This window comes from Siccirubricoccus phaeus (assembly GCF_008360935.1).
GTDB classification, from domain to species: domain Bacteria; phylum Pseudomonadota; class Alphaproteobacteria; order Acetobacterales; family Acetobacteraceae; genus Siccirubricoccus; species Siccirubricoccus phaeus.
In genome coordinates, this window is the sequence record NZ_SRXO01000003.1 from 65,876 (window position 1) to 84,405 (window position 18,530).

The 18,530-nt window shown below is 70.8% G+C and carries 20 protein-coding genes; 7 read left to right on the plus strand and 13 right to left on the minus strand.

Translation table 11 applies throughout. The features are described 5' to 3' along the window. Nucleotides 1-80: 80 nt before the first annotated feature. The 4 genes from E5N76_RS04995 to E5N76_RS05010 all read right to left on the minus strand — a co-directional run bounded on the left by E5N76_RS04995 (nucleotide 81) and on the right by E5N76_RS05010 (nucleotide 3,263). Nucleotides 81-236 (minus strand): DUF3309 domain-containing protein, encoded by a 156-nt coding sequence (locus E5N76_RS04995; RefSeq protein ID WP_149536207.1) that lies wholly within the window; start codon nucleotides 234-236, stop codon nucleotides 81-83. 69 nt (nucleotides 237-305) lie between these two features. Next, on the minus strand, nucleotides 306-1,625 hold the full coding sequence (locus tag E5N76_RS05000) for a TRAP transporter large permease (protein WP_149536208.1): 1,320 nt from the start codon (nucleotides 1,623-1,625) through the stop codon (nucleotides 306-308). Continuing rightward, nucleotides 1,625-2,146, minus strand: a complete 522-nt coding sequence (locus E5N76_RS05005) for a TRAP transporter small permease (RefSeq protein WP_149536209.1) — start codon at nucleotides 2,144-2,146, stop codon at nucleotides 1,625-1,627. The genes E5N76_RS05000 and E5N76_RS05005 overlap by 1 nt, the downstream gene beginning before the upstream one ends. Before the next feature lie 124 nt (nucleotides 2,147-2,270). Beyond that, nucleotides 2,271-3,263, minus strand: a complete 993-nt coding sequence (locus E5N76_RS05010; protein ID WP_149536210.1) for a TRAP transporter substrate-binding protein — start codon at nucleotides 3,261-3,263, stop codon at nucleotides 2,271-2,273. 148 nt (nucleotides 3,264-3,411) lie between these two features. Between E5N76_RS05010 and E5N76_RS05015 the strand changes: the two genes are divergently transcribed. The 4 genes from E5N76_RS05015 to E5N76_RS05030 all read left to right on the plus strand — a co-directional run bounded on the left by E5N76_RS05015 (nucleotide 3,412) and on the right by E5N76_RS05030 (nucleotide 5,644). Next, nucleotides 3,412-3,615, plus strand: coding sequence for a DUF4169 family protein (locus tag E5N76_RS05015; RefSeq protein ID WP_149536211.1), 204 nt, complete (start codon nucleotides 3,412-3,414; stop codon nucleotides 3,613-3,615). Between the two features lie 9 nt (nucleotides 3,616-3,624). Beyond that, nucleotides 3,625-4,053, plus strand: a complete 429-nt coding sequence (locus tag E5N76_RS05020; RefSeq protein ID WP_149536212.1) for a hypothetical protein — start codon at nucleotides 3,625-3,627, stop codon at nucleotides 4,051-4,053. Between the two features lie 5 nt (nucleotides 4,054-4,058). Further along, the gene (locus tag E5N76_RS05025) at nucleotides 4,059-4,454 is read left to right on the plus strand and encodes a RidA family protein (protein WP_149536213.1); all 396 of its coding nucleotides are present in this window, start codon (nucleotides 4,059-4,061) and stop codon (nucleotides 4,452-4,454) included. Nucleotides 4,455-4,579: 125 nt separating this feature from the next. Next, complete coding sequence (locus E5N76_RS05030; RefSeq protein WP_149536214.1) at nucleotides 4,580-5,644, plus strand: Bug family tripartite tricarboxylate transporter substrate binding protein; 1,065 nt, start codon at nucleotides 4,580-4,582, stop codon at nucleotides 5,642-5,644. A 79-nt stretch (nucleotides 5,645-5,723) separates the two neighbouring features. Here the strand turns inward: E5N76_RS05030 and E5N76_RS05035 are convergent, their stop codons facing one another. From E5N76_RS05035 to E5N76_RS05060, 6 genes are all read right to left on the minus strand, one after another. Then, complete coding sequence (locus E5N76_RS05035) at nucleotides 5,724-6,401, minus strand: DUF599 domain-containing protein (protein WP_149536215.1); 678 nt, start codon at nucleotides 6,399-6,401, stop codon at nucleotides 5,724-5,726. A 253-nt stretch (nucleotides 6,402-6,654) separates the two neighbouring features. Then, on the minus strand, nucleotides 6,655-7,620 hold the full coding sequence (locus E5N76_RS05040; RefSeq protein WP_149536216.1) for a hypothetical protein: 966 nt from the start codon (nucleotides 7,618-7,620) through the stop codon (nucleotides 6,655-6,657). 24 nt (nucleotides 7,621-7,644) lie between these two features. Beyond that, nucleotides 7,645-8,289, minus strand: a complete 645-nt coding sequence (locus E5N76_RS05045; RefSeq protein ID WP_149536217.1) for an OmpA family protein — start codon at nucleotides 8,287-8,289, stop codon at nucleotides 7,645-7,647. Nucleotides 8,290-8,354: 65 nt separating this feature from the next. Then, the gene (locus E5N76_RS05050) at nucleotides 8,355-8,951 is read right to left on the minus strand and encodes an OmpA family protein (RefSeq protein WP_207791862.1); all 597 of its coding nucleotides are present in this window, start codon (nucleotides 8,949-8,951) and stop codon (nucleotides 8,355-8,357) included. Between the two features lie 153 nt (nucleotides 8,952-9,104). Then, nucleotides 9,105-10,493, minus strand: a complete 1,389-nt coding sequence (locus E5N76_RS05055) for a carbohydrate porin (protein WP_149536218.1) — start codon at nucleotides 10,491-10,493, stop codon at nucleotides 9,105-9,107. A gap of 443 nt (nucleotides 10,494-10,936) precedes the next feature. Further along, a complete protein-coding gene (locus E5N76_RS05060; RefSeq protein WP_149536219.1) occupies nucleotides 10,937-12,364 on the minus strand; it encodes a carbohydrate porin in 1,428 nt (475 codons plus the stop codon). 142 nt (nucleotides 12,365-12,506) lie between these two features. Between E5N76_RS05060 and E5N76_RS05065 the strand changes: the two genes are divergently transcribed. Beyond that, a complete protein-coding gene (locus E5N76_RS05065) occupies nucleotides 12,507-13,214 on the plus strand; it encodes an RraA family protein (protein WP_149536220.1) in 708 nt (235 codons plus the stop codon). Between the two features lie 4 nt (nucleotides 13,215-13,218). Further along, nucleotides 13,219-13,689 carry a thioesterase family protein gene (locus E5N76_RS05070; RefSeq protein WP_149536221.1) on the plus strand — a complete coding sequence of 157 codons (471 nt, stop codon included), beginning with the start codon at nucleotides 13,219-13,221 and terminating at the stop codon, nucleotides 13,687-13,689. A 175-nt stretch (nucleotides 13,690-13,864) separates the two neighbouring features. Here E5N76_RS05070 and E5N76_RS05075 read toward each other — a convergent pair whose 3' ends face one another. From E5N76_RS05075 to E5N76_RS29345, 3 genes are all read right to left on the minus strand, one after another. Further along, complete coding sequence (locus E5N76_RS05075; RefSeq protein ID WP_187829985.1) at nucleotides 13,865-14,764, minus strand: SAM-dependent methyltransferase; 900 nt, start codon at nucleotides 14,762-14,764, stop codon at nucleotides 13,865-13,867. Between the two features lie 193 nt (nucleotides 14,765-14,957). After that, nucleotides 14,958-16,154, minus strand: a complete 1,197-nt coding sequence (locus E5N76_RS05080) for a DUF2336 domain-containing protein (protein WP_149536223.1) — start codon at nucleotides 16,152-16,154, stop codon at nucleotides 14,958-14,960. Then, complete coding sequence (locus E5N76_RS29345; protein ID WP_187829986.1) at nucleotides 16,151-17,554, minus strand: diguanylate cyclase domain-containing protein; 1,404 nt, start codon at nucleotides 17,552-17,554, stop codon at nucleotides 16,151-16,153. The genes E5N76_RS05080 and E5N76_RS29345 overlap by 4 nt, the downstream gene beginning before the upstream one ends. A gap of 131 nt (nucleotides 17,555-17,685) precedes the next feature. Here E5N76_RS29345 and dapD point away from each other — a divergent pair, with 131 nt between their 5' ends. Further along, nucleotides 17,686-18,528, plus strand: a complete 843-nt coding sequence (dapD, locus tag E5N76_RS05095; RefSeq protein ID WP_149536224.1) for a 2,3,4,5-tetrahydropyridine-2,6-dicarboxylate N-succinyltransferase — start codon at nucleotides 17,686-17,688, stop codon at nucleotides 18,526-18,528. The last annotated feature ends 2 nt before the right edge of the window (nucleotides 18,529-18,530 follow it).

An 18,530-nucleotide genomic window follows, 5' to 3' on the forward strand; every position in this document is an offset into this window, starting at 1 on the left:
ACAGGCAGGGCACTGGAAGCGAAGGCGGGTGGCCCGGTTCGAAGGGCGCCGCGCCGGCGGCGAACTCCGGCCCCGGGACGCTACAGCCGCCCGGTCAGCGCCATGATCAGCAGCACGATGACAATCACGCCGAGGATGCCGCTCGGGTAATAACCCCAGCCGGCGCTGTAGGGCCAGGTGGGCAGCACCCCCAGCAGCACGATGATGAGGATGATCAGCAGGATGGTCGAACTCATCGGCGCTCCTCCGGTTGCGGGGCGGCAACGTCCCGCGGCCGGCACCGTTCGCGACGCCGGCCTTCACGCTTACCGGAGGAATTCCGGGGAGATCAGCCCGGGCAGGAACAGCACGACCTGCGGAAAGAGAATGATCGCCGCCAGCACCGCCAGCATGGGCAGCAGCATGATGCAGGTATCCTTCAGCGCATCGGCGATGCGCATGCCGGCGACCGAGCAGGCGATCATCAGGCAGAGCCCGTAGGGTGGCGTCACCAGGCCGAAGGCCAGGGAGACGATGCCGATCATGGCGAAATGCACCGGGTCCATCCCCACCCCCTGGGCCAAAGGCTGCAGGATGGCGCCGACGATGATGATGGCCGGGATGGCATCCAGGAAGCAGCCCACCAGCAGGAACACCGCCGAGATGAAGAAGCCGGTGCCGATCGGCCCCATCCCCCAGGCCTGGACATTGGCCAGCAGCGCCTGCGGGATCTGGTAGAAGGCGAGCAGCCAGCCGAAGGCGCTGGCCGTGCCGACGCAGAACAGCGCGACGCCGGCCAGCCGCCCGGTATCCGCCAGCGCCGCGACCAGCCCCTTGAAGTTCATCTCCCGATAGACCGCGAGGGAGAGGAAGCCGGCATAGAGCACGGCGATGCAGGCGGATTCCGTCGCGGTGAACCAGCCGAAGATCTTGCCGCCGATGATGATGAGCGGCGTGGTCAGCGCCGGGATGGAGACGAAGAAGCTGTGGAACACCTGCCCGAGCGTGGCGCGCGGATAGGTGGGATAGCCCCGCGCCTTGGCATAGGCATGGACGGTCGCCATCTGCACCAGCCCGATCAGCAGCCCGGGCACGATGCCCGCCAGGAACAGCGCCCCGATCGAGACCGTCAGCACCCCGCCCCAGACGATCATCAGGATCGAGGGCGGGATGATGACGGCGAGCACCGCGGAGACGGCGGTGATGGCGACGGAGAAGCTGTCGTCATAGCCCTCCTTCCGCTGCGCCTCGATGAAGATCTTTGATTGGCTCGCGGCATCCGCCGTCGAACTTCCGGAGATCCCCGCGAAGAAGATCGACAGCACCACGTTGATCTGCGCCAGCCCGCCGGGGAAATGCCCGACCAGCGCACGGGAGAAGCTCATCAGCCTGTCGGTGATGCCGCCGATATTCATCAGATTGGCGGTCAGCAGGAAGAAGGGCACCGCCAGCAGGATGAAGGAGTTGTAGGCGTTGAAGGTCTCCTGGGCGAGCATCATGGGGGAGAGGTGCGGCTCGATCAGCAGGATCGGCAGGCAGGCGAGGCCGAGCGAGACCGCGACGGGCACCCGCAGCACCAGCAGCAGGAAGAAGATGCCGAAGAGGATGCTCGCGGCTTCCCCGGCCGAGAGGATGTTGCCGCCCATCACATCCGGTCTCCCATGGGATTCCGCAGCACGGCGGCCGCATCCAGCATCCGTTCCGCCTGGAAGAGCAGCCAGACCAGGCCGGCGATCGGCCAGGCCATGTGGATCAGCCAGAGCGGCAGCTCCGCCAGCTCGCTGATGCGATAGATGGCGAATTCGGTGAACTCCCAGCCCCACCAGAGGAAGACGAGGGCGAAGAGCAGGATGAAGACGCCGGAGAGCAGCTCCAGCCTGGCCTCGCCCCGCGTGGTCAGCCTGGGGAAGACATCGACGGTGAAATGCGTGCCCTCCCGCACCGCCAGCATGGCGCCGAGCATGACGGCATAGACCAGGCAGAAGCGCGCCAGCTCCTCCGTCCAGATGTAGTTGGGGATGAGGGTGGTGTAGCGGGAGAAGATCTGCAGGCTGACCGGGATGACGAGGATGCCGACGGCGATGATCAGCAGCAGCAGGATCACGCCGGAAAGCGCACGGTTGAGATGGCGGAGCGCCGCCGGCGCGCCGGGCGAGGGGAGGAGCATGCAGGGGTCCTGAGGAGAGGGCGGGGAATGCCCCCACCCCGGCCCTCCCGCGCGTCGCGGCGGGAGGGAGGGGCCCGCGGCGCGCAGCGCCGTGGAGGGTGGGGGTGCTGCTGGATGCTCGGCCCTAGGCCGTCAGCGCGTTGATGCGGTTCAGGATGTTCTCCGCATCGATCTCCCGCGCATAGGCAGCCATCACCGGGTCCACCAGCCGCTTCATCTCGGCGCGGTCGGTGAACTCCACCCGGTGCAGCTTGCCGGCCTTTTCCAGCGTCTCCAGGATCTGGCTGTCGGCGCCGGATTCCGCCTGGCGGTGGAAGGCGCTCGCCTCCCGCCCTGCCCGGCGGATGGCGGCCTGCAGATCCGTCGGCAGCCGGTTCAGCACCTGCACGGAAAAGCAGAGCGGGCGGATGGTGATGGCGTGCTGCGTCATCGCGAGCTGCGGCGCCACCTCGTAGAAGCGCATCTGCTCCACGCCCGCCGCCTCGTTCTCGCCACCGTCGATGACGTTGTTCTGGATGGCGTTGTAGATCTCGTTATAGGCGATGACGGTCGGCGACATGCCCACGGCGGTGAAGCTGCGGGACCAGATGGGCGCGCCCTGCACCCGCACCTTCAGCCCGCGCAGCTCGCCCAGATTCCGTACCGGCCTGGCGAAGAAGATGTTCCGTACCCCGCCGCCGCCATAGCCGATCATCGCGACGCGGGCGCGCTTCTCCACCTCATCCGCCACCGGCTTGAACAGATCCTGCTCCAGCACCTGGTTCCAATGCGCCAGGTCGCGGAAGATGAAGGGCGCATCGACGAAAGGCGCGGCGCGGGAGAAGGTGGACATATGCGCCGGCGAGACCACGGCGTAGTCCACCGCCCGGCCCTGCGCCATGTATTCGAAGTACTGCTTCTCCAGCCCCAGGCTGCTGTTCTTGTGCAGCACGAAATTGATCGGCTTGCCCCAGTACTGCTTCACCAGCTCCTCGAACCGCACCAGGGCCCTGGTATAGGGATGATCGTCGCCGAATTGGCTGGCCCCGTTCAAGGTGACGGGCGCCTGGGCGTGCACGGGGAAGCTCAGAAGGGCGGGCGCGGCCAGCGCACTGCCCAGCAGGGCCCTGCGGTGCATGGTGTTCTCCTTGGACGGTCCGGCCCCTTCTTGCGGGCTCGGTTGCCGGGAGATTACCTGGGCGGCACGGCTTTGGGAACGGCTCGGTTACTTTGGGTAGCGCAAGCGGCAATTCCCCTGCGGCGGCAATGGCGATATCGTCCTGGGCATGGGCGAGGTCATCAACCTGAACCAGGTGCGCAAGGCCAAGGCGCGCGAGGCAGCAGCAGCGGAGGCCGCGGCGAACCGCGCCAGGCACGGCCGCACCGGCCCGGAGAAGGAAAATGACCGGCGGGCGGAGGCGCGCCGCCAGGCGCTGCTGGACGGTGCCCGCAAGGAAGAGGCCTCGCCCGGAGACCCTCCGGAGAGCTGACATCCCGCCATGCGTGCCGCCCTGCCGTTCCTCGCGCTCGCCCTCGCCGCCTGCGCCAATGAGACCTCGATCCCGGAAGCCAGTAGCCTCGGCAGCCAGGGCGCGGCCCGGGCAGCCACGCCCGTCGCCGGCCCCGTCACCCGCTATGACGGGCAATATGTCGGGGAGGTGACGCTGACCATCGACCGCACCCGCACCTGTCCCCAGGGCATGGCCGGGCCGCGCGAGATCCAGGTGCAGCAGGGCCGCGCCTCCCTCGTCATCAACCCGCAGACCGGCATGACGCTGATCGGCACGGTGGGGGCGGATGGTTCGGTGCGCATGGCGGAGACGCTGGACCGCACCATCGCCACCAGCGGCGCCTTCAACCCGGAAGGCTTCATCGGCGAATACCGCTACGGGCTCTGCAACTATTCCGTGCAGATGAAGAAGGTGTAGCGGGGGTGGCACTGCCCACCCGCCACATCCTGCCCGGCTTCCCGCCCACTGTCTCGCCCGCCAGCCATGCGGTGGAGGTGGATGGGTGGGTGCATTTCACCGGCCAGCTCGGGCGGGACCTGGCGGCGCCGGAGGCGCCGCTGCCGCCGGATATCGGCGCCCAGACCAGGCGGGCCCTGGCCAATCTGACGGCCAGCCTCGGCGCGCTGGGGCTGGGGCTGGAACATGTCGTCTCCTGCCGGGTCTACCTGACGTGCTTCGAGCGCGACTACGCGGCAATGAACGCCGCCTATGCGGAGGCCTTCCCGGAAGGCGCGCGGCCCAGCCGGGTGTGCATCGGCGTCACCGCCCTGGCGCTGGGCGCGCTGGTGGAGGTGGAGGCGGTGGCGAAGCGGCCCTGACGGCGGGGCGAATCACGCGGCTGTGACGCCGTCCCCCGGCCGCGCCGGCTGAATGTCATCCCGGTGCCGGCCTTCGGCCCCGCATCATCCCGGCTGCCGACCATTCTGGCGGGGGAGATGCTGCGATGGACCGTTCGAAAGCCCGTCTCTCCGGGCAAGGGATGTGCCCGGCGGCCGGCCGGGCCGGGGCGGCCGCGCCGTCCGCCATGCCGCGGCGGGTTCTCGGTCGGCTGCTGCGTCGCCTCCTGCTGGCTGCGCCCCTCGCTGCGCCCCTCGCCACGCCGGCCGCCGCCGCCTGGCCGGAACGGCCGGTGACGCTGATCCTGCCCTTCGCGGCGGGCGCTTCCCCGGACATCACTGGCCGGCTGGTCGCGGAGCGCCTCTCCGCCGCCTGGGGCCAGCCCGTGGTGGTGCAGAACGTCCCGGGCGCTTCCGCCACCATCGGCGTCGATCGCGTGGCGAAGGCGGCGCCGGATGGCTATACCATCGGTTATACCGGGGATGGGGCCATGGTGGTGCGGGTCAGCATGGACCCGCCCATTCCCTATGACCCGGTGCGGGATCTGGCGCCCATCTCCCTGCTGTTCCGTACCCGCAACTTGCTGGTGGTGCACCCTGCCGTGCCGGCCCGCAGCCTCGCGGAGTTCATCGCCCATGCGAAGGCGCAGCCCGGCGCGATGAGCTACGGCCATAGCGGCATCGGCTTTTCCACCCATCTCGGCATGGAGATGCTGAAGCAGGCGGCGGGCATCGAGCTGGTGACGACGCCCTATACCAATGAAGGACAGATGGTGGCGGACCTGATCTCCGGCCGCCTCCAGGCCTCGCTCGGCAGCATCGTCCTGCTGCGCCGGGTACAGGCCGGCGAGCTACGGCCACTCGCCGTCAGCTCCCGGGACCGGCTGCCGGCGCTGCCGGAGGTGCCGACTATCGCCGAGAGTGGCTTTCCGGGCTTCGAGGCAGTGGCCTGGTTCGGGCTGGTTGCGCCGGCCCGCACACCGCCCGAGATCCTGGCCCGCATCCAGCGCGATACCGCGGCGGCGCTGGCGGAACCGGCGCTGCGGCAGCGGGTGGAGGAGCTGGGGCTGGTGGTGGTGGCGAATACCCCGGACGAGTTCCGCGCGATGGTGCCGCAGGAGATCGCGCGGATGCAGGCGGTGCTGCAGCCGCTGGGGCTGCGGGCCAGGTAGCCGGCAGGGAAGGCTCCGCCCCGCGCTTGCGCCGCAGGCCGGGTCCCTGGGGCCGCGCCGCGGGTCGGGGGACGGGTCCTTATCCCTGCAGCGCCTTCCGGACCTCGGACCGGAATTCCCTGCGGTACAGCTCCCACACCACCAGCAGGCAGGCCATGATCAAGGCCAGCGGGTGAAGGATCCAGGCCAGCGCCGCCAGCCCGAAGTAATAGGCGCGCAGCCCCGTGTTGAAGTGCCGCGCCGCCCGGTTCGCCACCTCCGCCGCCATGTTCGCCTGGAATTCCGCCGCCGCATCCGGCGGCCCGTGCGGCACCCCGCCCATGACGATGGAGCAGTAATTGAATTGCCGCAGCGCCCAGGTCAGCTCGAAGAAGGCGCGGACGAAGATGAAGAGCAGCAGCGAGATCTTCAGCTCCCAGGCCGCCGGGTCGGGCACGGTGGCGAAGGGCAGCATGGCGAAGACCCGCGCCCCCAGCTCCGGCGCCGCCATCATCGCCACCAGCCCGCCCAGGATGAAGATGGCGGTATTGGCGAGGAAGGAGGTGCTGTTCATCAGATTGCCGATGATCTGGGTGTCCATGATGCGGTTCTCCCGCCGCATCATGGTGCGCATCCAGCGGTGGCGGTGCTCGTTCATCGCCGCGATCACGCTGCGCCGCCGCAGCACCGGCACCTTGTCCACCGCCCAGGCATAGCCCAGCCAGGAGAGGGCGAAGAGTCCGAGCGCCAGCCAGTCCAACGCGCCGAGCGAACGCATGCCGCCTTCCTTCCCTCCGCGGGTCCGGGATGCCGCGCATCCTCCGCGGCGCGCGGCGGAAGGCAAGCCCGGCCGCCCATCCGAAGGGGCCGCTTCCCAAGCTGGCCGGCCGGGGCGCCTGCCCCCTGGCCTCCCTCCCCGGTGCAGGGTGCCTCCGTCCTGGCGCGGGACGAACGCCCTCGGCCCCGTCTTCGTCCGCGTGCTGCACGCCTTCCGGCGAACCCGCCTCAGCCCATCGCGCCCCCGCCGCCCCTCAGGGCAGGGGCAGGCCCTCCCGCATCAGCCCGCGCAGCCGTTCGAGCTGCGCCTCCGCCACGCCGAGGGCGGCGGCGCTGAAGATCCGGGCATCGGGGGTGAAGAGGAGATAGGCCATGGCCTCATTGGCCATCAGCTCGGCATTGCCGGTGTCGTAGCCCTCGCGGCCGAGGAAGCTGGTCAGCGCCTGGCGGTCCGCCTCGGTGAAGCGGTCCCGCCACACCATGTGGACATGCTCGGCGAAGCCCGGCCAGGTGAAGTAATGGCCATGCGACAATTCATGCTTCAGGATGGCGGCGCGCATGGCCGCGTCCATCCGCGGCCCGGCATTGGCGGCGGAGACCAGCGCCAGGCTCTCGCCCGGCGCCACCTGGGCCACGGCCTCCCGCAGCCGGTCGCGGACCCATAGCTCGGCCTCGTTCAGCGCCACCCGGTCGCGCTCCGCCAGGGCGAAGAAGCGGGTGAGGTCGGCGAGGCGGTAGTCATGGCCGTAGAACCAGGTGGCCGGGGTGTCGCCGCTGGCGGCGATGGCGGCGGCCAGCTCAGCCTCGTTCAGCAGCCGGTCGCGCGGCAGGCCGCGCTTTTCCACCAGCGCGGCGATGCGGTTCAGCGCCGCCCCCTGCTGCTCCAGCCCGGTGAACAGCAGGACGAAGACACGAGGATTGGATTTCACCCGCACCATGCGCGGCTGCTCCGCCTGCAGCAGCAGGATGGCCGCTTCCTCCAGCAGCGGGGAGGCCGGCGGGACGGGGCGGGGTGGGGCGGTGGCGATCTCCGGCGCCGGCCCGGGCGGCGCCCCCGGGAGCAGGACCCAGAGCAGGCCGCCGAGCAGCGCGGCGACCGCCAGCCCACCGCCGATCAGCAGCCCGGCAGGGCGGCGCGTGGCGGCGGGCGGGACTTCGGGCGCCGGCTCCGGCAGGCTGCCCGGCGCCAGGCGCACCGTCGGGTCCAGCTCATTGGCCACGGGCCGGGCCTCTCGGCAAGGACGTCAGTTGCCGAGATTCACCACCTGGACGCGGCGATTGCGCGGGTCCGGCACCTGCGGCCCGGTCTGCACCAGAAGCTGGGTGGAGCCGAAGCCGACCGCGACCAGCCGGTTGGGGTCCACGTGATAGACGCGGGAGAGATATTCCCGCACCGCGGCGGCGCGGCGCTCGGAGAGGGCCTGGTTCACCGCGGCATCGCCGACCGTGTCGGTATGGCCCTCGATGCGGAAGCGGTAGGGCGCCAGCTCCGGCGAGGCCAGGGCGCGGCCGAGCGGGGCCAGGGCGCGCTCCGCTTCCGGCGTCAGCGCGGCGGAGCCGCTGGCGAAGGTGACGGTGATGGAGACGGAGGGGGCGTCCGCCGTGGTCTCCCGCACCGGGGCGGGTCGGGCGGCCACCTGCGGCGCCGGCGCCGCATGCGGCACGGCAGCGGAAGGGGCCGGGCGCCATACCGGGGCCGGGGCGGTCGGCGCGGCGGCGGCCGGCTGGTCCGTCGGCACGCGGATGCCGCGGCTGCCGGAGCCGGTGCTCGGCCGCAGCCGGTCGATCAGCGATTGGGCGGCGGAGTCGCTCTGGGCCGCGGCCGGGCCCGGCAGGGCCAGCGCCAAAGCCAGGGCGCTCGCGCCGAGGAACAGGGACAGGCGCACCATCTGGACGAACTCCTGAAGGTCTGAATCAACCTAGCATTGCGAAACCGGACACGGAACGGGTTCGTTCAGCCGCCGAGATTGACGATCTGGACCCGCCGGTTGCGGGCGTCCGGCGTTTCGTCGGCGGTCGGCACCGCCGGCTGGCTCTCGCCCAGGCCCACGGAATCCAGCCGGCCGGGGCCGACGCCGAAGCGCTGCATCAGATAATCCCGCACCGCGGCGGCGCGGCGCTCGGACAGCGCCTGGTTGCTCTCGGCGCTGCCCACCGTATCGGTATGGCCCTCGATGCGGAAGCGGTAGCCCCCCAGATCGGAGGAGGTGAGGGCGCGGCCGAGCGTGTCCAGCGTCCGCTCCGCCGCCGGGGTCAGGCTGGCGGAGCCGGTGGCGAATTGCACCTGCAGGGAGGCGGTGCCGGCGGGCGGCGTCGGCGCCGCCGGGCGCGGCGCGGCGGCCGGGGTGGCGGCGGGGGCGGGTGCAGCGGGCGCCGGCTCGCTGGGTACCCGGATGCCGCGGGTGCCGGTGCCCGGGCGAAGCTGGTCGATGAGCTGGTTGACCGTGGGCTCGCTGCCGCGCTGCGCTGCGGCCGGCATGGCGGCCAGCAGCGGCGCGGCGGCCATGGCGACCGCGCAGAGGCGCAGCAGGGTAGGGGTCGGGGAAGACATGACGGAACCTCCGAACTCCCGCGCAATCTAGCGAAACTTTCTCATTTCAGCTATGATAGCGCAACGGATTCCACTTACGGTTGCAACGACAAGCTGAGGGATTCCGAGGTCTTAGCCCCGGACATTGTAACTTCACAGGGTTTTGAGCCGCTATCAGAACGCCGCATGCAGCCGCAGGCCGATGATCGGCACCGGGCCGCGGTCGCGGTTATAGGCGGGATTGACCACGAGCTGGGCATTCACCGCAAGGTTGATGCCGGCTGCCAGGCGCCAGTCGTAATAGGTTTCCAGCGTGGTTTCTGGCCCGTAATTCAGCCGCCCGTCGCCGGTGATGAAGCCGATGCCGCCGGCTTCCAGGTAGCGCCGGCGGCCGTGGCTGATCCAGCCGATGTTGAAGCCGAGCCCCGCCGTGTCTCCCGGCCGGTCCCAGCGCTTGCCGTCGAAGGAGAGACCGCCGGAGACGGCGCGGTCCATTTCCGTGAACATCCAGTTCTGGGTGCGGCCGTCATTCCAGGAGAGGCGGGCAAAGAACCCGATGCCCTCGGCCACCTCCTGCTCCAGATTGCCGGCGACCATATGCTTCAGGCGGTAGCCCTGCGGGTTGATGGCGAAGGGGGCGGTGCCATCCGGCGGCAGCTCCCCCCAACGGGATTGTCGGGTGCGGGAAAGGCCGTAGAGGAGGCGTATGGCCCCCGGCCGGCCGCCGATCTCCCAGAACCGGTCCACCTGGCCGATCACCTGCCAGGCGCGGGTAGTGGCGGGGTCGAGGAAAAGGCCGTTGGCCTGCCGCGCCACCCGGAAGGCGCCGACCCGCACGCCCCAGCGTCCATCCTCCCATTCCACCGCCAGGCCTTCGGTCCAGCCGCGGGCATCGGCGGCGAAGTCGAAGGCGCCCGCCCCGACCAGCCCCCAGCCGAGGAATTGGGTGCGGGCGTCATGGGCGTAGAGATTGTCGTCGAAGATGTCCCAGACGGAGAATTTGCCGAGGGTGATCGTCACCCTCTCCCGCGGCCGTGTCTCGCCGAAGCGCAAGGGGTCGGCATCCGCGACGCTGTCGGCGGAAAGCCCGATGGTCTGGCGGAAGAAGGCGCGGGGAACGAAGAAGGTCGGCTCCGTGCTGCCCAGGCGGAAGGCCTCATTGTTCGGGAAGCTGGCGACGCCGACCGAGTTGGAGAGGCCGAAGCCGCGGGTGACCGAGGCATCCAGGATGAATTCCGCGCCGTGCCAGAGCCGGCGGCCGAGGATCAGGTCGGTGGAGAGGGTGTTGCGGGCATTGGCCACCGCCTTCAGGCTGCCCTCGTCGCTATAGGGGGAGCGGAAGCGGCCGTTGCCCTGCCAGATGAAGGTGGCCTGGCCGCGCAGCATCCAGCCCTGCTCCTCCAGCCGGTCCTGCAGGGCGGCGAGGTCGGGGAACAGCGCATCCTCGGGCGGGCCGACATTGGCGACGGCGGCGCTGCCATAGCCCTGGGCGGCCGCCGGCGCCGCGGCGAGGACCGGGGCCAGCGCCACCCATCCCAGCAGCAGCCAGTGCCCTGCCCGCATCCCGATCCCTCTGCACCTGGCCGGTACGGTGTAGGTGCCGGGCATCGGGGCTGGCAAGGAAGCGGCGGGGGCCGGTAGTGCCGGGTGCACATGAAAGCCGCGCGCGGGCGGCTCCGAGAGGGCGCCGCCCCTTCTTGGCTCTCCCTGCCAAAGGCCCAGAGGCCTTTGGCAGGCATGGGTTCGAGACCCGACGGTCCAACCTCCTCTACCCCGTGCCCCCGCCCTGGGTCTGCCGCTTCGACCGTCGGGTCCGAGACCCACACCGGGGTCCGGGGACTGGTCCAGTCCCCGGTGGGGGTTCGGGGGCAAAGCCCCCGATCCTTCCCTTCGCCTTATTCCGCTAGAGCGTGATCGGTTGAGGTCGAATCGACCGAAACCGTGAATCACGCGGCCGAACTATGAGCTAGAGCGGGGTGGGTGAGCGCAGCTCAACCGATCCCGCTCTAGAACGCCGCTCGCAGCCGCAGCGTGCCGACCTGCACCGGGCCGCGCGCCGCATTGTAGCCCGGGTTGAAGATGAGCTGGAGATCGACCGCCGCGCTCAGCCCGGGAGCCAGGGCGGCGTCGTAATAGGTTTCCAGGATAACCTCCGGCGCATAGCTCAGCCTGCCATCGCCGAGGATGAAGCCGATGCCGCCGGCCTTCAGGAAGCGTCGCTGCGGCGCATGCAGCCCGCCGACGTTCATGGCGATCCCGATGGTGTCGTCGTCGCGCTGCCACCGCCAGCCATTGATCGAGGCACCGCCCGCCACCGACCAGTCCATCTCGGTGAACATCATGTTCTGGCTGCGACCGTCATTCCAGCCGAGCCGGCCGAACAGGCCCAGCGTGTCGCTGACCTGCTGGTCCCAGCTCAACGCCAGCATCGCCTTGGTGCGGTAGGCGCGATAGCGCTCGAGATCCGCCTCGCCGGCCCGGAGGGCACGGGCGAGGTCGTCATAGCGGGCGGAGCGGGTGCGGGAGGCGCCGAGCAGCACCCTGAGCGCGCCCGGGCGCCGCCCGAGCCACCAGAACCGGTCCACCTGGCCGAGGATCTGCCAGGCGCGCGTCACCTTGTCGTCCAGGAAATCGCCGCCCTGGCTGCGGTTGACCTGGAAGGCGCCGAGCCGCGTCGCCCAGCGCCCATTCTCCCACTCCACCGCGATGCCATGGGTGTAGCCGGCGGGATCGGTGGCGATGTCGAAGGCGCCGGTGCCGACCAGGGCGTAGTTCAGGAACTGGGTCCGTGGGTCGTGCGAGTAGCGGTTGTTGTCGAAGATGTCCCAGGTGGCGATCTTGCCGGCGGTGATGGTGATGCGCTCCATCGCCAGCGGTCCGGCGAAGCGCATCGGGTCGTCATCCTGGCCGAGGGCGTCGTTGGAAAGGTCGATGGTCTGGCGCAGGAAGAGCCGGGTGATGTTGTAGTCCCAATTGCGCGTGCCGCCGTGGAAGCTCTCGGTATTGGTCGGCCCGCCCAGGCCGTGATTGTCGGCGAAGCCGAAGCCGCGGGTGGGGGAAGGGACGAAGATGATTTCCGCATTGTCCCAGAGCCGGCGGCCGAGCACGATGTCGATGGTCTGCATCGCCGTGCTGTCATGCTTGCCGGAAAGGCTGTTCTCGCCGCGATAGGGGGCGCGGAAGCCGGGCATGGCCTGGATGGTGTTGGTCATCTGGCCGCGCACTAGCCAACCGCGCGCTTCCAGCGTCGCCAGCCATTCCTCGGCGCCCTCGATCAGCGCGTCGATGTTCCGGTCGTAGATCGGGCCGGCGACGCCGCGCTGCGCCCGGGCCGGGGCCGGGAGAAGCAGCAGCAGCCCGGTGAGGATCAGGAGGAGCCGGGCCCAGGCGGCCCGGCGGCGGCGATGGCGGCGATGGAGGCGATGGGGCGGCATGGGAAAGATGCGCTACCGGACCCGCCCCCGGCGCGTCCATCGCGGCCCCGGGAGTGACACGAAAGCTTCAAAACACGAAGGGGGTTTGACCGCAGCCGCCGGCTTCGTGATCCTTGGCGTCATAGCCGGAAGGATAAGCACCATGACCGAACGCGGCTTCACCCGGGCCGATCTGGACCTGCTGCGGCGCTGGGACACGCCCACCATCTGCAACGCGCTGGAGCTGGTGGCGCCCGCCCGGCGCGGCCGCGGCTTCACCCTGCAGCCCTTCGTCTGCGCCGACCCCTCCCTGCCGCCGATCTGCGGCCTGGCCCGCACCGGCCAGATCCGCGCCGCCGCCCCTTCCGGCCGGACCAGGGAGCAGGACCGGGCCGCCCGCATCGGCTGGTACGAATATGTGGCGGATGCCGATCTGCCGACCATCGTCGTCATCGAGGATCTGGACGAGACGCCCGGCTTCGGCGCCTTCTGGGGCGAGGTGAACAGCAATGTCCATAAGGGCCTCGGCTGCCTCGGCTGCGTCACCTCCGGCTCCTTCCGCGACCTCGACATGCTGGCGCCGGGCTTCCAGATCATCGGGGCGATGGTGAATCCGAGCCATGCGCATGTGCATATCGTCGATTTCGGCCGGGACGTGATCGTCCATGGCATGCCGGTGATGCATGACGATGTGGTGCATGCGGACCGCCACGGCGCGGTGGTGATCCCGGCGGAGGTGGTGAAGCAGGTTCCGGCCGCGATCGACCTCCTGACGCGGAAGGAGGCGGTGATCCTGGAGATGGCGAAGCGCGACGACTTCGACATCCACAAGCTGAAGGACGCGCTGGCGCGGTCCGACGAGATCCACTGAGGGCATGGAAGGCAGCAACCTGGCCCCGCTGCCGGACGGGCCGCCGCTCGCGGTGGTCCGCCCGGACTGGGTGGACAACAATGGCCACATGAACATGGCCTTCTACCTGGCCGTGTTCGACATGGCGACGGACCAGCTCTGGCCGAAGCTCGGCCTGGGCCCTGCCTTCCGGGCCAAGGGGCTCGGCACCTTCGCGGCCGAGACCTGGGTGAGCTACGTGCGGGAGGTGCATGAGGGCATGCCGCTCGCCTGCACCAATGAGGTGCTGGCCCATGACGGCAAGCGGCTGCTGGCGGTGCACCGGATGTATCATGCCACGGAGGGCTGGCTGGCGGCGGAGAATGAGGTGCTCTACCTCTGCGTCGATCTCTCCGTGCGGCGGGTGACGAGCTGGCCGGAGGAGGTGGTGGCGCGCTTCGCCGCGCTGGCAACGGGACGGCCGGCGCGGCGGCTGGCGCTGAAGCGCAAGGAGTGACGGGGAGCTCCGCCCCTTGGCGGCAGGGTCGCCAACCCCCAGCGGAGGCTCTGCCTCCTCCGCTCCCGCCGGGGGAGAAGGCCTTGCCCGGGAAGCGACCAGGCTGACCACAGCTTCCCGGCCAGGGTCCGCCTCGTCGCCGCCATCATCCACTCACGGCGAACCGCAACAGGGCCTAATCGGCTCCAGGCTTCCGCAGGAGCAGGCTCAGAAGCTCTTCCAGGAAAGGGCCCGGGACGGCGGGAGCGATCTCCGCCAGAAGCGCCGCGTAGCGCTTGCCCGGCGATGCTTCCCAGGCCTGGCGATAATGCGGATGCCTGGCGCAGAGGAATTCGTGCTGGCTCTGCCTGACCTCGACAGCGTCGAGCCCGATGGCCAGGTCGATTTCATGGAAGCTCGCGCCGCGGCCCCATCGGGCAAGCGTGACCGGATCGCGCCCCGCCAAGGCTTCGGCGAAGTCGCTCCGGCTGGACTTCACCGCATAATCCATGGCGAGATCGTCCGGCAGCCAGTGGAAGAAGGGCATCAGCGACGTATGATCGTCGCGGTACCAGAGCCGGTTGGGTGTCTCGTAGATGCAGAGATGCCCGCCCGCCGGCAGGTTGTCCCACGCCGCTCGCAGCGTGGCGATTCGCTCCTGATAGGTCATGTGCTCCAGCGTGGCCGAGAACACGATCAGGTCGTAGGGCTCGGCATACAGATCCTCGAGGTCCAGCGCATTCCGAACCAGGAGGCGGACATTGTGGAGACCGTGCAGCGCCACCCGGTCCGCTGCGACGCGCAGATGGCTCTCCTCGATGTCGATCCCATCGACCTGACGGCTGACCTCGGCGAGGGCGACGATGGAGGCCCCGGTCCCGGCGCCGATCTCCAGGACCCGCGCGCCGGAGAGGCTCATATGCTCTGCGAGCCAGGGGATGACGTTGTTCCTGTGCTCTGTCAGCCGGTGGATCGTGTGGATGAAAAGTTCCCGCTTGAGCGTTTCGGGATCCTGTGCCGCGTAGCCTGGCATGAAGTGCTCCAGCAGCGATCGCTCGAGCTGCGCCAATTTCTCGCCCGCCAGATCCCCGGCCATGAGAACCCCCTTCTCCGGCCGTGACGGCCGATCGCCCATCTGCGTGCGATTACCGCCTCGGCGCGTGCGGCAGCAAGGCAGCCCGGGCGCCGCCCCCTGAGGCAATGACTCCGCCGTGCGGATCTGCCGATCCTGACGGAGGCAATTGCCGGACATCCTGCGGCCAGGTCAGCGGCGTGGCAGGGGCGGCCCTTCAGCAATCCCCGGCATCATCCGTCAGCAATTCCAGCTGCCAGGTCATCTCCGATTCCGAAAGCGGCCACCCGCCATCCGCCTTGGGCGGCAGCGCGGCGGAGGGGGTGAGCTGCCCCAGCACCGTCTGCGCCAGCGTGGCGGTGCGCGGCGAAAACCCCGCCTTCCAGCAGAGGCTCACCAGCCCTTTGGCGCTGCGCAGCCGGACCGCGCGCTGCACCGCCCCCTCGCCCAGCCCGGCGCCCCTGGCCAGGGCGGCGCCCATGGCGAAGCGGTTGCCCTGCATGCCGGCCGTCTCGAAGGCCGCCTCGGGCGATTGCTCCTCCGCCCGCGGCCCGGCCCCTTCCAGCCGGCGTTCCAGCCGCTCGCGCAGCTCCCGGGTCAGGCCGGCATCCAGGTCCCAGCGCGCTGCCATGGCGTCCAGCAGATGGTCGGCCAGGCAGGCGGCCAGGCGCTGTGCCACGCCGGGCGGCAGCACCGGCCGCCGCACCAGGCTCTCCTGCCAGGGGATGTGCCGGGCGGCGCCCAGCACCACCCGGTCCAGCGCCGCTTCCCGGATATTGGCGGAGGGGTTGTCCAGCAGCGCCGCTACCGGCTGCACCGCGTCGGTTTCGATGATGGCGTCGGACAGCGTCTCGCTCAGCGCCGGGCGGCGGGCGATGGCGGTCAGCGTCCCCGGCGCCGGCGGCGCCTCCACCAGCGCCAGCAGATCCGCGTCGGTGAGCAGGGGGGAGGAGCGGATGACCGGCTCCGCCACCTCCATCGCCATGTCCCGCGCCAGGCGCAGGATGATGTCCCGCGGCGCGTCCGGCAGCGCCTTCAGCTCCTCCGCCAGCACCGCGCGGACGGTGACGGCGGCATCCGCCAGCAGCCCCTGCAGGGTCTGCCAGCTCTGCCGGCCACGCCGGTCCGCGGCGGTGGAGAGGTGTGGCGCCCGCGGCGCCAGCTTGCGCCCCAGCGCTTCCCGCACCTCCGGCGCCGCATCCTGGGCCAGCAGCCGGTCCGCCTGCACCGGCGTCGCGCCATTGGCCGCGACGGCGGCGCGCACCGCGACGGCCGCGTCCGCGGCGAGGAAATAGAGGATCTCCGGCGCCGCGTCGCGCTGCGCCGCCAGCGCCACCCTTTCCGCCTCCTGCCCGGAGGCGGCGATGCGCTTGGCCTGCTCGCTGACCGCCGAGGGGGTCTTCACGCCGCTCATCCGGCGGCCTCCGGGGCGGATGGCGGCGCCAGCCGCCAATGCCCGCGCCCGCCGCGCTTCACCGCATACATCGCCGCATCGGCGGCGGCGACCAGCGCATCCGGCCGAAGCTGCGCCCCCGGGCCGCGCACCGCGCCACCGATGCTGAAGGTGAGCTTCGGCCCCTGCCGCCCGGGCGGCCAGGGGGAGAGCCGCAGCGCCGCGGCGCAGAGCGCCGCCGCCCGCCGCCCGGTGGCTGCTGCGTCCGCATCCTCCAGCCACAGGGCGAATTCATCGCCGCCCAGCCGGGCGGCGAGATCGACCGGCCGTGCCATCTCCCGCAGCACGGCGGCGACGGCGACCAGCGCGGCATCCCCCGCCTCATGCCCCAGCGTGTCGTTGATCGGCTTGAAATTGTCGAGGTCGATGAAGAGCAGCGCGCCGCGCTCTCCCGGCCGGTCCAGCCGCCGGCGGAGGTCGTCCATGAAGGCGCGGCGGTTCAGCAGCCCGGTCAGCGCGTCGGTGCGGGCCTGCAGCTCCAGCTCCCGCTGCAGCATGTGGTTGCCGAGGGTGACGAAGAGCAGGTCGGCGATCGCGTGCAGCAAATGCCGGTCATCGGCGTCGAAATCCCGCTCCCCCGCCGCGCGCCAGACCAGCAGGGCGTGGAAGGGCGGCACGCGGTGCGGCGTCGGCAGCAGGACCAGATGCTCCCCGCCCGGGCCGGTGAGGAAGCGCGGCTCCGCCGCCGCCATCAGCGGCGCGACCAGGGGTAGTAACGGGCCGGTCTCCACCCCGTGCTGCCGGGTGATGGCGGCCGCCCCGCCCGGCGCGAGTTCCAGCAGCGCCGCGCCGCTGCAGCCGATGGCGGGGGGCAGGGATTCCAGCGTGGCGGCCAGCATGCGCGGCGCCAGCACCTGGCGGCGCACCCGGCGCGCCAGGGTCTCCAGCGCTGCGGCGCGGCGCAGCGCGGCGGCCTGGGCCTCGGCCTCCTGCACCTCCGCCGTCACGTCCCGGCCGCAGCCGCGCAGGCCCGCATAGCTGCCGCCGGCATCCGCCAGCGGCACCAGCGCCAGGCTGAAGCAGGCGGGCGAGCCCGAGGCGTGGCGCAGCCAGGTGCGCAGCCCTCGCACCGGGTGCAGCAGGGCGAAGGGGTCCGGTTCCGGGTGCAGCAGCAGGATCTGCGCCGGTTTGCCCAGCAGCCATTCCGCCGGCCAGCCGCGGAAGGGGTCGGGCGAGAGGAAGGCGAGGCGCCCGGCCGGGTCCGTCTCGAAGGCCAGGTCGATGGCTAGGCTCGCGATGTCCCGCCAGCGATGCCGCGATTCCAACAGCGCCACCCGGAATCCGGGCTCGGCGTCCGGCGGCGGGACGGCCGGGTCCCGGGGTGCGGCACCCGGCGCGCCAATCATTTCGGGACTCGGCATGGCCACAGGGTGCACGGCCGTGGTGAACGTGGCGTTATCGCCGCCGGGCGGGGCGGCGGCCGGCCCGGGCGGTTGACACCCCTTGCCCCGCCTATGCATGGTCCGCGGCCTTCCGCTCGGGACCTCGCGCCATGGACCTCGCCGCCCTCGCCAGCCGCATCGAAGCCCTCTGGGCGCGGCGGGACACCGTCACCTCCTCGACCGGCGGGGAGGACCGCGCCGCCGTCGAGACCGCGCTCGAAGCCCTGGATGCCGGTCAGGCGCGGGTGGCGGAGCCGGATGCGGCGGCGCCGGGCGGCTGGAAGGTGAACCAGTGGCTGAAGCAGGCCGTGCTGCTCTCCTTCCGCCTGACCGATTCCGCGCCGATGGACACGGCGGCGGGCGCCTATGACAAGGTGCCGCTGAAATTCGCCGATTGGGGCGCCAACCGCTTCAAGGATGCCGGCTTCCGCGCCGTACCCGGCGCCGTCGTCCGCAAATCCGCCTATATCGCCCCGGGCGCGGTGCTGATGCCGAGCTTCGTCAATGTCGGCGCCTGGGTCGGCAGGAACACGATGGTGGATACCTGGGCCACCGTCGGCTCCTGCGCCCAGATCGGCGCCAATGTCCATCTCTCGGGCGGCGTCGGCATCGGCGGGGTGCTGGAGCCGCTGCAGGCCAACCCGGTCATCATCGAGGATGACTGCTTCGTCGGCGCCCGCTCCGAGGTGGCCGAGGGCGTCGTTGTGGAACGCGGCGCCGTGCTCTCCATGGGGGTCTTCCTCGGCGCCTCGACGAAGATCATCGACCGCGCCACCGGCCAGGTGCATGTCGGCCGCGTGCCGGCCTATTCCGTGGTGGTGCCGGGCACGCTGCCGGGCAGGCCCCTGCCGGACGGCACGCCGGGCCCCGGCCTCTACTGCGCCGTCATCGTCAAGACGGTGGATGCGCAGACGCGGTCCAAGACCAGCATCAACGAGCTGCTGCGGGACTAGGC

Coding starts and splice junctions, on each gene's coding strand:
- E5N76_RS05080 (WP_149536223.1), bottom strand. CDS start 16,154: ATGAGCGGCGTGAAGACCCCCTCGGCGGTCAGCGAGCAGGCCAAGCGC.
- E5N76_RS05075 (WP_187829985.1), bottom strand. CDS start 14,764: ATGGCCGGGGATCTGGCGGGCGAGAAATTGGCGCAGCTCGAGCGATCG.
- E5N76_RS05065 (WP_149536220.1), top strand. CDS start 12,507: ATGACCGAACGCGGCTTCACCCGGGCCGATCTGGACCTGCTGCGGCGC.
- E5N76_RS04995 (WP_149536207.1), bottom strand. CDS start 236: ATGAGTTCGACCATCCTGCTGATCATCCTCATCATCGTGCTGCTGGGG.
- E5N76_RS05070 (WP_149536221.1), top strand. CDS start 13,219: ATGGAAGGCAGCAACCTGGCCCCGCTGCCGGACGGGCCGCCGCTCGCG.
- E5N76_RS05050 (WP_207791862.1), bottom strand. CDS start 8,951: ATGTCTTCCCCGACCCCTACCCTGCTGCGCCTCTGCGCGGTCGCCATG.
- E5N76_RS05035 (WP_149536215.1), bottom strand. CDS start 6,401: ATGCGTTCGCTCGGCGCGTTGGACTGGCTGGCGCTCGGACTCTTCGCC.
- E5N76_RS05005 (WP_149536209.1), bottom strand. CDS start 2,146: ATGCTCCTCCCCTCGCCCGGCGCGCCGGCGGCGCTCCGCCATCTCAAC.
- E5N76_RS29345 (WP_187829986.1), bottom strand. CDS start 17,554: ATGCCGAGTCCCGAAATGATTGGCGCGCCGGGTGCCGCACCCCGGGAC.
- E5N76_RS05045 (WP_149536217.1), bottom strand. CDS start 8,289: ATGGTGCGCCTGTCCCTGTTCCTCGGCGCGAGCGCCCTGGCTTTGGCG.
- E5N76_RS05030 (WP_149536214.1), top strand. CDS start 4,580: ATGGACCGTTCGAAAGCCCGTCTCTCCGGGCAAGGGATGTGCCCGGCG.
- E5N76_RS05015 (WP_149536211.1), top strand. CDS start 3,412: ATGGGCGAGGTCATCAACCTGAACCAGGTGCGCAAGGCCAAGGCGCGC.
- E5N76_RS05060 (WP_149536219.1), bottom strand. CDS start 12,364: ATGCCGCCCCATCGCCTCCATCGCCGCCATCGCCGCCGCCGGGCCGCC.
- E5N76_RS05020 (WP_149536212.1), top strand. CDS start 3,625: ATGCGTGCCGCCCTGCCGTTCCTCGCGCTCGCCCTCGCCGCCTGCGCC.
- E5N76_RS05000 (WP_149536208.1), bottom strand. CDS start 1,625: ATGGGCGGCAACATCCTCTCGGCCGGGGAAGCCGCGAGCATCCTCTTC.
- E5N76_RS05010 (WP_149536210.1), bottom strand. CDS start 3,263: ATGCACCGCAGGGCCCTGCTGGGCAGTGCGCTGGCCGCGCCCGCCCTT.
- dapD (WP_149536224.1), top strand. CDS start 17,686: ATGGACCTCGCCGCCCTCGCCAGCCGCATCGAAGCCCTCTGGGCGCGG.
- E5N76_RS05055 (WP_149536218.1), bottom strand. CDS start 10,493: ATGCGGGCAGGGCACTGGCTGCTGCTGGGATGGGTGGCGCTGGCCCCG.